This window comes from Flagellimonas sp. L-11 (assembly GCF_056857735.1).
Genome location: NZ_JBSXNR010000081.1, coordinates 119,043 through 130,606, shown reverse-complemented (window position 1 = coordinate 130,606; position 11,564 = coordinate 119,043). Strand labels below are relative to the sequence as shown.

The following is an 11,564-nucleotide window of genomic DNA, read 5'->3' as shown; positions in this document are numbered from 1 at the left end:
GGCTTGTCCCGAGGTAGTTCATTAATATGGTAGTTCTGAGTGAAACGAAGAATCTCTTTTTCGATACAAAGATAAGGCACGCCTGACCACTGACTTTCGACATTTCAACCTTAGTTTATCCTGAGCGTATCCGAAGGCCTCAACGTGACACTTCATGCATCGAGCATCAAACTACAATAACCTCTGCCTAACAACAGACATGAATTACACAAATGGCCACGAATCAGTTAATCTTTACAGTAATGAGAGTAATGCTTTTTGGTTGAAAGATTCTCCAAATGTTTTACACTTTCAGAATGACAAACTTGAACTTGTATTTGTCTATTAGTAATTCACATATTCCACTATCTCAAGACCATAACCAACCATGCCCACACGCTTGGTTTGTCCGGAATTCGTCAATAATCGAATCTTGGAAATATTGATATCGTGAAGTATTTGTGCACCAATGCCAAAGTCCTTGTTGTCCATTTCAATCTTTGGAGCCTTGTTGATTCCCCCTTCCTGAAGCTTTTTGAATTCGGACAATCTACTCAATAGGTTCATGGATTGGTTTTCTTGATTTATAAAAATAATGGCACTTTTTTCTTCGGCGTTCAATGCATTGAACATGCGTTGCAGTGTCTCATCCGGATTGTTGGTCAAAGTGCCCAGCATATCATTGTTCACTAGGGTGGAATTAATACGGGTAAGAACAGGTTCTCCACTTTTCCAATTTCCTCTTAGCAAGGCAATGTGTACTTGATCGTTTGTTGTCTGCTTATATGCCCGAAGTCTAAATTCTCCGAATCTGGTGCTTATGTTAAATGCCTCTTTAAGTTCTATAAGGCTATCGTGTTCCATGCGGTACGCAATCAAATCCTCAATGGAAACAATTTTAAGGTCAAATTTTTTGGCAACCTTCATCAATTGCGGCAATCGTGCCATGGTTCCATCCTCGTTCAAAATTTCCACCAAAATACCTGCAGGTTCCAGCCCGGCCAATCTTGCAAAGTCTATTGCAGCCTCGGTGTGCCCGGTACGCCTTAATACGCCTCCATTTTTTGCCCTGAGCGGAAAAATATGTCCAGGCTTTCCCAGTTCGTGGGGTTTGGTGTCTTTGTTTACAAGGGCACTAATGGTTTTGGCCCTGTCATGTACCGAGATACCAGTTGTGCATCCATACCCCAATAAATCCACGGAAACGGTAAACTGGGTTTGGTGCAATACCGTATTGTTTTGTACCATCATGTTCAGCTCCAGTTCCTCGCATCTATCCTCGGTTAAGGGGGCACAGATAAGCCCACGGCCGTGCATGGCCATAAAATTGATCATTTCGGGGGTAACTTTTTCGGCAGCAGCAATAAAGTCGCCTTCGTTTTCCCTGTTTTCATCATCCACTACAATAATTACCTTACCGTCTCTAACGTCGGCAATGGCTTCTTCAATGGCGTTTAGTTGTATTTTTTTGTTCTTGGCGATCATTGATCTTCAGCTTCTTTATCTTTCTTTTTAAATATTGATTTAATCCGGTCTATAAAGTGACCAAATCCTACTAACCCCTTATCCGCAGTTGCACGTCTGGTGAGAGATATGCCCAAGGGCAGCATAATCATTGTTGGGAGCCAGGCCCCAATGGCGGGGTGAATGTTTCCTTCCTTTGCATAGTTGCCGGCAAATACACCAATAAAATAATAGGTTAAAAATAAAATAATAGCGACCACCATGGGCAATCCCAATCCTCCTTTACGAATTATAGCCCCTAAAGGTGCACCTACAAAAAACAAAATAATGCACGAAAGTGCCAGTGCATATTTTTGATGCAGCGATAGAATGTGGCTGTTATAGAACTTGTACCTGCTTTGCAGTTCGTTCTTTTTGGAAGTCACCGTGTTCAATATACTGGAAACCTCGTTCTGGGCTTTTTTCATTACTTGAATTTGCTCCCATTGTTCCAGACTTTCTATAAATTGATCAATAGTTCTAATGGAATCCTGTTGGGTCTCCTCCACCTTTTTTTGAGGTTGAATGAGTTCCAATTTTTGCATGGTAGTATCTTTTGGCACTTTGGGCGGAAATGCCCCCATGCGATTAACGACGTTTTTGGAAAATGCAACTACTTTTTCAAGGTTGTTTTCGCGAAGGGAATCAATATCCTTGATCAGCCGCCCCACATTTTTCATCTTGTTTGTGGTGATATTCTGATCTTCTTCCAAATCCTGGTCATTGAGTTCCGAAATATCAATATTGATGGTATAGGTCTCAAAATTTGATTTGGCGAACGGTTGCTTTCGTCGTTCTTTGGCATCTTTGGGCATAACATCTTCGTAGTAGTTGCCATCTTTCAATACCAATTGAATAATATCCGATTTTTCGCTACTGATCAACTCACCGGATTTTGCCTTGATTACTGTATTGTTGATGTTCTGATCTGTTTTTTTATGGATGATGACATTGTCCAAAAAGCGATCTTGCTCCCCATGCTTTTTGTCCACCTTAATGTTCATGCCCTCGCCGGTTCCTTCAAAATCACTAAAAACACCTTCGGTAATGGCGGCTGCAGGTTTTACTTTGGCAATGTTTCGCCTTAGGTTGAACATTTTTTGTTCTGATATTGGAATCACATCATTGGCAAAAAAGAAAGTGACCACACCTAAGAAAAGTACAAACACGATAAGGCTTCGCATGCCGCGTTGCAATGATATACCGGAAGCCTTCATGGCGGCAAACTCATAGTTTTCTGCAAACGTACCAAAGGTAAGAATGGAGGAGAGGAGCACCGTAAGTGGCAACACTTTGTCCACCAATGTTGGGATAAAGTAGAAAATAAACTTGCCAATAATTACCATGCCCAGTCCTTTTCCCGCCAAATCATCAATGAACAGCCATATTCCCTGAAAAATGAATATGACGATGAGAATGAAAAAAGAACTGAAGAAGTTGTAAAGAAATCTTCTTAGTATATACTGATCAAGTATTTTCAATGCCTAGTTTCTTATAATATAATATCCTTTGTCCTCGTATTTTTTCTCGTCAAAGGTAAACAGAGTACTTGATATGGGCTGATTGGTTTTGAAAGAATTAACGGTAATGGTGGTTTTGGTGCCATTGTTTCCCGTTTGGATTAGTTTATAGATGTGCTTGGTCTGTGTATCCACTCCCAAAAGCACGGATTTTATCTCGGTATTGGAGTCAATCGGAATCAACTTTACATATTGAATTTTTCTGCCCCCTATATTTTGAAGGATATCCCATTGGTAGTTGTGTCCCGTTTTATAAAATGTCAACATTTTTGATGGGCTCACGTTGTCGTTGTCCTCGTTAACCTCTTCAATGGTTACTTCTTCGTTTTCTGGAACCACGGTGTAAACTTTGTTGCCATCGTACATTTGTTTGGCCCCGAAATAGTTGAGTGCGTATTTTTCGCCCTTTAAGGTTACGTTTCCGTTGGTTTCCTGTTTTAGGTCGGCCTCGGTATTTTCCAAGGTAGATTGGAAATCAATATAAATATTATCGTAGCTCTGCACTTTGTTGTAAACTTCGTCCAAAAGTGCTTTGGCCTTATCGGAGTTCTGTCCGTAAGAAAAAAGTCCTACGGTAAACAATGTTATAAAAAGAATACTTTTCTTGTTCATGGTCTTATTTTGCTTCATTTTCTAATAGTTGTTCCAAAGAATACATGTCGGGAACCAAAACTTGTCGGGCCTTACTGCCCTCAAATGGCCCTACGATCCCGGCTGCTTCCAATTGGTCTATAATTCTACCGGCTCTGTTGTACCCAAGTTTCAATTTACGTTGGATAAGGGAAGCGGAACCTTGCTGGGCCGTTACAATAACTTCGGCTGCTTCTTTGAACATGGCATCCCTGTCCGCGATATCATTATCAAGACTTGTGCCAGATTCTTCGCCTACATACTCTGGCAATAAGTGTGCTTCGGGGTATGCACGTTGCGAACCAATGTATTCGGTAATTTTGGCCACTTCTGGTGTATCCACAAAAGCGCATTGCAACCTTGTAACGTCATTTCCTTGGGTGTAGAGCATATCTCCGCGACCGATAAGCTGGTCGGCGCCTTGCGCATCTAAAATGGTTCTGGAGTCAATTTTTGAGGTTACCCTAAATGCTATCCTAGCAGGGAAGTTGGCCTTGATGATACCGGTAATTACGTTAACCGATGGTCTTTGTGTGGCAATAATCAAGTGAATACCTATGGCACGTGCCAATTGTGCCAATCTGGCAATTGGTGTTTCCACTTCCTTGCCCGCTGTCATAATCAAATCCGCAAACTCATCTATCACCAAAACAATGTATGGCAAAAACTTATGTCCATCGTTCGGATTCAATTTTCTGGCCTTGAATTTGACATTATATTCCTTAACGTTTCTCACCATAGCTGATTTGAGCAACTCGTAACGATTGTCCATTTCAATGCAAAGGGAATTCAAGGTATTGATTACCTTGGTGTTGTCCGTAATGATGGCTTCTTCGGAATCGGGCAGTTTTGCCAAAAAGTGACGTTCAATTTTGTTGTAAAGGGTCAATTCCACCTTTTTGGGGTCTACCAAAATAAATTTAACCTCTGCGGGATGCTTTTTATAAAGGAGTGAGGTGATGACGGCGTTCAATCCAACTGATTTACCTTGACCCGTAGCACCAGCCATAAGCATGTGGGGCATTTTGGCAAGGTCAACCACAAAAGTTTCGTTGCTAATGGTTTTTCCAAAGGCAATGGGCAATTCCATTTCCGCTTTCTGGAATTTATTGGAAGCGATTACCGAACGCATGGAAACAATGGTGGCGTTTTTGTTGGGCACCTCGATACCCACGGTGCCTTTGCCGGGAATAGGAGCAATGATTCGGATTCCCAATGCCGCTAATGAAAGAGCAATGTCGTCTTCTAGATTTTTGATTTTGGAGATTCGTATTCCCGCTTCAGGAACAATTTCATAAAGGGTTACGGTAGGACCAATGGTCGCTTTGATCTGGGCGATTCCTATTTTATAATTTTTGAGGGTGCTAACAATTCTATTTTTGTTTTCCTCAAGCTCTTCTTGGTTGATGGTGATTCCTCCAGAGGCACCATGGGCTTCCAAAAGGTCCAATGTGGGGAATTTGTAGTTGCCCAATTCCAGTTTTGGGTCGAATTCCCCAAAATCCTTGACCAATCTGGCAGCTGTTACATCGGTTTCTTCCTCAACGGTGGCTTCTTCCACCTTTAAATCAATATCGGATTCTTCCTCTTGCGGAAGATTTACATCGAGTCCCGCTTCATTGTTTAACGGAGGGATGTTTTCTTTATGGGTGTAGGTGTCTATTTTTTCAGGAACCTTATCATCTGCACTCAACTCAATGCTGCCCTCCCCATCTTCATTAATGGTTTGGGTGTTTTGGGTTGATGGCTCTTCATCAAAATCTGACTTGATTTTTTGCTTTTGACGACGGAAGAAATTGGCAAACCCCTCGGGGGTAAAATTGAACTGTCGGACCAAGATTACCATCAAAACAAAAATCAAAATCAAGAACACACCGATTTTGCCTGTGTAATCTTGAAGGAAATCGTTCATTTCGTAACCTACAAGTCCTCCAAGCAATGGAAAGTCAGCAGCAAAAAAACCAAGGGCAATAGATCCCCAAATTACACCGACCAAGCCCCAAATCCATTTGAATATTAGTCTTTTTCCATTCAATCCCAAAAAGAGATAGAGCCCGGTGATGGCCAATAAGAACGGAAACACAAAAGAGGCCAAACCAAAGCCTTTGTACATAAAAAAATGGCTTACACTGGCCCCAAATTTATTGAGCAGGTTGCTTGCTTGGGCATTACGGTCCGCAAATTGGGAAAGCATGCTTTGATCCTCTTGCCATGTAAAATAAAACGACATGAAAGAGAAAAAAAGGGCAATGCTGAGAACGATCAAAAGGCTACCAAAAATAATCTTGTTCTGCTTGGAAGGCTTAAAGGATACCTTCTTTTTGGCAGTTGTAGTTTTTTTTGATTTTGATTTTGTTCTTTTTTTGGCCATCAATTGTTTTTAAGCGGGGCTAAGTTACAAATTTACGTTGCTACTCGGGGTCTTGGATTTTGCTAAAAAAATTTAGGCACATAGATGATAAGGCCAACGATGCTTGCCAAGACCGATACTATCATAACGGCTCCTGCGGAAATATCTTTTATCAAACCGATTTTGGGGTCTAAATTAGGTTGAATGTAATCACAGATTTTTTCAATGGCGGTGTTTATCCCTTCCACACCCATTACCAAACCAATGGCCAACAGTTGGAGAATCCATTCGGTGTTCGATATTTGAAAATAAAAGCCAAAAGCAGTGACCACCAATGTTATAACGAACTGAATTTTAATGCTGGGCTCTGTGCGCAACAAAAGGAACATGCCCTTTAGGGCATATCCTATACTTTTTATCCTATTCTGAAGAAAAGATTCTTTTGGCATTTAGAATGCTTCAATTTTTTTTTGACATTAACCTTCTAGCCGAAAGTTTAATGCGCTCGGTGTCAAAAATACTAAAAAAACCTTCCCGAAGTCTGTTACAGGAAGGTTCTTATTTGCTGTTTTATATAATGTATGTTACTTGTCTATTGAGCCGAGCACTCTGGACATAAAACCGTTAAGCGCTTCTTTTTTTGAAGTGCCATTTTTGATTTCGCTGGATACTTCAAGCGCTCCATAAATATTGGAGATCAACTCCCCGATCATATCCAATTCTTCGTCCTTTAAGCTCGAAACCTCACAAACGCTTTCCAGGGTGTCTGCGGTTTCTTGTAAATAGTCTTCATCGTGCTCCTCGGCAAAATCCACCAATTGTTTAATTATGGGCAATTTCATTAATCAAGTCTTTTAAAACATCATATTTATTGGTCTGCACCTGATTTTTTAAAGCTCCTTTGGAAAAAGCCGCAAAAGTGGGCAGATTGTCCACATTGGCAAGCTTTCTGGATTCCGGGAATTTTTCGGCGTCGACCATTACAAACTTTATGTCCTCGTTCAAAGAGGCTTCCTTTTTGAACTTTGGTTTCATGATCCTGCAATTGCCGCACCAAGATGCACTGTACTGCACCACTACGTTGTCATTCTCGGCAATGACCTCGTTCAAGTTGTCCTTGTCCAATTCTACAACCATAATGTTTAGTTTACGTGATTGGCTAAATAATTGGAAACACCAGCTCTGTCAGCATTCATGGCTTCTTTTCCTTCTTCCCAGTTTGCAGGACAAACTTCACCTTTTTCTTGTACGTGGGTGTAAGCATCTACTAAACGCAAGAATTCGCTCACGTTTCTACCCAATGGCATGTGGTTGATGCTCTCGTGGAATACTGTTCCTTCTTCGTCGATCAAGTACGTAGCTCTGTAGGTTACATTGTCTCCTTCTACCACAACGGAGTTGGTTTCTTCGTTGTAGTCTTCCTTTATAATGTCCAAAATACCCAAGGCAGTTGCTAAGTTTCTGTTGCTGTCCGAAACAAGAGGATAGGACACCCCTTCGATTCCGCCGTTGTCCTTTTCAGTGTTCAACCATGCAAAATGTACTTCGGCAGTATCGCAAGAAGCTCCAATAACAATGGTATTTCTCTTTTCAAATTCACTTAGGTTTTGTTGAAAGGCAAAAAGTTCTGTTGGACAAACAAAAGTGAAGTCTTTTGGGTACCAAAAAAGCAAAACTTTCTTATTTTCGGCTTTGGCCTTCTCTAAAATGTTGATTTTGAACGTATCGCCCAACTCATCGATGGCGTTTACTTCAATGTTTGGAAATTTTCTTCCTACTAAAGTCATTTATTGGATGTTTTTTAAATTTTCAAGGGCAAAAATAGGGTGGTTTGATGGTTTTTACCAGCTTAGAAATTAGTTTTTCTTATAGCAGGATAAGTCATGGCAATGCTGTAAAAAAGAGTTGGTATTATTGAGATTGTGGCAAAAATAAATGTTGATTTTCACCAAGTCCTCAACGCGATTGAAGTATTGAAAACAGTAGAATAAAAATTTTATTTAGCAGTGGTTTCAACCAATTGTTTGATCTTGATCCTGAACGCAGCAAAAAGCAATGTCATAAACGGGCTGAGCCAATTAAAAATGGCATAAAGTGCATATTCACCAACACCAACTCCCAAAACACTGCTGTGATAGGCACCACAGGTGTTCCAAGGCACCAATACGGAAGTTACCGTGCCTGAATCCTCCAAAGTCCTGCTTAAGTTTTCTGGGGCCAAGCCACGTTCTTTATAAGCTTTGGAAAACATTTTACCGGGAACCACAATGGCCAAATATTGGTCGGATGCGGTTACGTTCAGGGCCAAACAGCTTCCCACGGTACTTGCGAACAGTCCAAAAGTGGTCTTAGCCAGCTTTAGGAGCGACTCCGTAATGCGCTCCAAAGCACCGATGCCATCCATAATACCGCCAAAAACCATGGCACAGACAATCAGCCAAATGGTGCCGAGCATTCCCGACATTCCTCCCGAGGAGAACAAATCATTTAGGGCAGGGTCATCCGTGGCAATGTTAGTATCAACCGTTATGGCATTAAGGACTCCCTTGTAACCGGTTTCAAAATTTAAGGATGCGCCTCCACCGATTTTGGCAACAATGTCTGGTTGGAAAATAAGAGCGAAAACTCCACCAAGCAATGTTCCTACAAGTAGCGCCATTAATGGAGGTGCTTTTTTTACAATCAAACCAATAACGATCAATGGCACTATAAACAACCATCCATTTATATTGAAGGTTGAGCCAATATTGTTGAGAAGTGAACTTGTATCGGCAACTCCTGAGGTATCAATGGTAAGACCAAGAATGATGAAAACAATCAAGGTCACCACGATTGTTGGTACAGTGGTGTACGTCATATAGCGAATGTGCGAGAACAAATCTCCTCCCGCCATGGCAGGAGCCAAATTGGTGGTGTCGCTCAAAGGAGACATTTTATCTCCAAAATAAGCGCCGGAAAGCACAGCACCTGCTGTCATCCCCAATGATATGCCCAAGGCATCACCAATGCCAATCAATGCTATGCCTACGGTCGCGGCCGTTGTCCAACTACTTCCCGTTGCAATGGAAATAATGGCGCAAATAATAACACTGGCTGCCAAAAATATGGTGGGGTTGAGAATTTGAAGCCCGTAATAGATCATAGCGGGAATAATACCGCTGACCAGCCAGGTACCAGATAGTGCACCGACCATTAAAAGAATGAGCAATGCCCCAGTGGTAGACCGAACATTTTCAGCCACTTCAGCAATCATCCGTTTATAGGAAACCTTATTGAAAATACCGACGATTGCTGCGACCGCACCGCCCATTAAGAGTATAAATTGGTTGGAACCGCTTAGGGCATCATCCCCAAAAACATAAACGTTGTAGGCCAACATAATCACCAAAGCTAAAACGGGTATCAATGCTTCAGTAATGGTCAAATCTTTATTTTCTACAATGTGTTCATCTTCCCTAAACGTTGGTTTTTCCTCTTTATTCGGCATTTGGTCTGAGTTTGTTAGGAGGTAATATTACGATTTTGCACTATGCTGTGCAAACCCAGCACCCCTGCGAATTAAGCCAAACTGGCATCGGGAGACAAAATATCCAACTTTTCCATACAGTTGCGCATTGTAATGTATGTTTTGTGTATGTCGTTGTCCAAACCAATGGAAAAACGGATGAGTCCTTGGGAGAGACCAAGTTCTTTTTGCTCTTCTTCTGGAATTTCAGAGGAGGTTGAAGTTCCCGAAGCACTAAATAATGTCTTGTAGAAACCAAGGCTTACCGCTAAATAACCCAGCTTTTCTTTTTGCATCAATTCCATCAGGGCATTGGCACGTTCTACGGAGCCGACATCCAGGGTAAGCATTCCGCCAAATCCGTATTCTGTATTCATCTGGGATTTCATTAAACTGTACCCAGAATGACTTTCCAAACCGGGATACACCACCTTTAATCCATCCTTTTCAAATTGTTTGGCCAAATAATGGGCATTTTCGCTATGCTTTTTGATTCTTATATGAAGCGTTCGCATATTCTTCAAGATGGAAGCGGCACGCAAACTATCCAAAGTACTGCCCAAAAGCATTCCTGCCCCGTTGTTCACATCTTTTAGGCTGAGGCAAAAATCAGTTGTTCCGCAAACGGCTCCAGCAACGCAATCACTACTACCGTTGATAAACTTGGTAAGGCTGTGTACAACAATATCTGCTCCCAATTGTGCTGCGTTTATCGTCAAAGGAGAAAAGGTGTTATCGACCATCAATGCCATCTCGTTCTTTTTTGCAATTTTGGAAAGTGAGGTTATATCTGCCACTTCCAAAAGCGGGTTGCTAATGGCTTCGCAATAGATCATTTTGGTTTTTGGAGTGATGGATCTCGCTACCGTTTCCAAATCGGTAATGTCCACAAAGGAAACATCAATATTGAATTTTTTTACAAAGTTCTTCAGGAAAGCGTAAGTGCCTCCGTAAATGGTCCTGCTACAAACAATATGGTCGCCCGAATCGCACAATTGAAGAATTACAGCTGTTATGGCTCCCATTCCGCTAGCGTACACATTTGCAGATTCGGTGCCTTCCAGTTGTGCCATGGCCTCGCCCAAGTATAAGTTGGAAGGGGAGGAGTGCCTACTGTAAAGGTAGCAACCTTCAGTATTCCCCTCAAAAGTGTCGAACATAGTCTTTGCTGAGAGAAAAGTATAAGTTGATGAATCTGATATAGAGGGGTTTACGCCTCCAAATTCACCAAAATATTGAAGATTTTGTATGTGATCAGATGCTTTGTAGTCCATGATGCGTTGTTTTGGATAAAAATATGAATCTTTAGACCCAAAATCAATGGATGCCATCAAATGATGATGAATAGTCAATAAATATAGAAATATTAGGATGTTGTTCCATAAAATTGGAGTTTAGCTGTTCCAAATAGAAAAATCGTCGGAATGAAACTGGATAAAATGGATATTGAATTGGTAAGACTGCTCCAAGAGGACTGTAAAAAGACAACGAAACAATATGCAGATGTTTTGCATTTGTCCAAAACAGCTGTTTATGAGCGAATTCGTCGATTGGAGCGCAATGGAGTCATTACCCAATACGCTGCTTTGGTGGACAAACAAAAAGTAGGCAGAGACTTTATGGTACTCTGCCAAATACGTTTGGTACAGCATACCAAGGAGAATGTTCTAAAGTTTGAGCGCGAGGTATTGCAGCTCAAAGAGGTTTCCGAGTGCTTTCATGTGGGGGGTGATTACGACTATATTTTAAAGATTTATGTAAAGGACATGAAAAGTTATCGGGAATTTATGGTCACTAAATTGACTGCCATAGCCAATATTGGCAATACACAGAGTTCATTCGTGATTAATGAGGTGAAAAATACGCCATCGGTACATATTGGTGGTTAATTCATTGTGTTATTCTGTTATTGAACTTGGCACTTGTCTGAAGCACGATGCACGTAGACTTGATCCTTGGCTTTTTTCTCTTTGTTCTTGACACTTGTTTCTTTTCCCACAGAATAGTTTAGGACTGTCCCGAAAAACATTTGTATTTTTACGGTTGTTTTTAAAGAACAGATTTTTTAAGAATCATC

11 protein-coding genes are annotated in these 11,564 nt (G+C 41.2%); 1 reads left to right on the top strand and 10 read right to left on the bottom strand.

Annotated features, from left to right (window positions below; genetic code table 11):
- Positions 1 to 324: 324 nt before the first annotated feature.
- The 10 genes from ribB to AC13CC_RS17435 all read right to left on the bottom strand — a co-directional run bounded on the left by ribB (position 325) and on the right by AC13CC_RS17435 (position 10,761).
- Positions 325 to 1,464: a 3,4-dihydroxy-2-butanone-4-phosphate synthase gene (ribB, locus tag AC13CC_RS17480; protein ID WP_326277147.1), complete on the bottom strand. Its 1,140-nt coding sequence runs from the start codon at positions 1,462 to 1,464 to the stop codon at positions 325 to 327.
- Positions 1,461 to 2,963, bottom strand: coding sequence for an LptF/LptG family permease (locus AC13CC_RS17475; RefSeq protein ID WP_326277148.1), 1,503 nt, complete (start codon positions 2,961 to 2,963; stop codon positions 1,461 to 1,463). Before AC13CC_RS17475 ends, ribB begins: the two co-directional genes overlap by 4 nt.
- 3 nt (positions 2,964 to 2,966) lie before the next feature.
- Positions 2,967 to 3,614: an outer membrane lipoprotein periplasmic chaperone LolA1 gene (lolA1, locus tag AC13CC_RS17470; protein WP_326277384.1), complete on the bottom strand. Its 648-nt coding sequence runs from the start codon at positions 3,612 to 3,614 to the stop codon at positions 2,967 to 2,969.
- Between the two features lie 4 nt (positions 3,615 to 3,618).
- Positions 3,619 to 6,003 carry a DNA translocase FtsK gene (locus tag AC13CC_RS17465; RefSeq protein ID WP_326277149.1) on the bottom strand — a complete coding sequence of 795 codons (2,385 nt, stop codon included), beginning with the start codon at positions 6,001 to 6,003 and terminating at the stop codon, positions 3,619 to 3,621.
- A gap of 62 nt (positions 6,004 to 6,065) precedes the next feature.
- Positions 6,066 to 6,431 (bottom strand): diacylglycerol kinase family protein, encoded by a 366-nt coding sequence (locus AC13CC_RS17460; protein WP_326277150.1) that lies wholly within the window; start codon positions 6,429 to 6,431, stop codon positions 6,066 to 6,068.
- Between the two features lie 135 nt (positions 6,432 to 6,566).
- Positions 6,567 to 6,824, bottom strand: a complete 258-nt coding sequence (locus AC13CC_RS17455; protein ID WP_326277151.1) for a DUF6952 family protein — start codon at positions 6,822 to 6,824, stop codon at positions 6,567 to 6,569.
- Complete coding sequence (locus AC13CC_RS17450) at positions 6,805 to 7,119, bottom strand: thioredoxin family protein (protein ID WP_326277152.1); 315 nt, start codon at positions 7,117 to 7,119, stop codon at positions 6,805 to 6,807. The genes AC13CC_RS17455 and AC13CC_RS17450 overlap by 20 nt, the downstream gene beginning before the upstream one ends.
- Before the next feature lie 5 nt (positions 7,120 to 7,124).
- Positions 7,125 to 7,769, bottom strand: a complete 645-nt coding sequence (locus AC13CC_RS17445; protein ID WP_326277153.1) for a peroxiredoxin — start codon at positions 7,767 to 7,769, stop codon at positions 7,125 to 7,127.
- Between the two features lie 209 nt (positions 7,770 to 7,978).
- On the bottom strand, positions 7,979 to 9,469 hold the full coding sequence (nhaC, locus tag AC13CC_RS17440) for a Na+/H+ antiporter NhaC (RefSeq protein ID WP_482878155.1): 1,491 nt from the start codon (positions 9,467 to 9,469) through the stop codon (positions 7,979 to 7,981).
- Between the two features lie 71 nt (positions 9,470 to 9,540).
- The gene (locus tag AC13CC_RS17435) at positions 9,541 to 10,761 is read right to left on the bottom strand and encodes an aminotransferase class I/II-fold pyridoxal phosphate-dependent enzyme (RefSeq protein ID WP_482878154.1); all 1,221 of its coding nucleotides are present in this window, start codon (positions 10,759 to 10,761) and stop codon (positions 9,541 to 9,543) included.
- A 150-nt stretch (positions 10,762 to 10,911) separates the two neighbouring features.
- Between AC13CC_RS17435 and AC13CC_RS17430 the strand changes: the two genes are divergently transcribed.
- Complete coding sequence (locus tag AC13CC_RS17430; protein ID WP_293163492.1) at positions 10,912 to 11,376, top strand: Lrp/AsnC family transcriptional regulator; 465 nt, start codon at positions 10,912 to 10,914, stop codon at positions 11,374 to 11,376.
- Positions 11,377 to 11,564 lie beyond the last annotated feature (188 nt).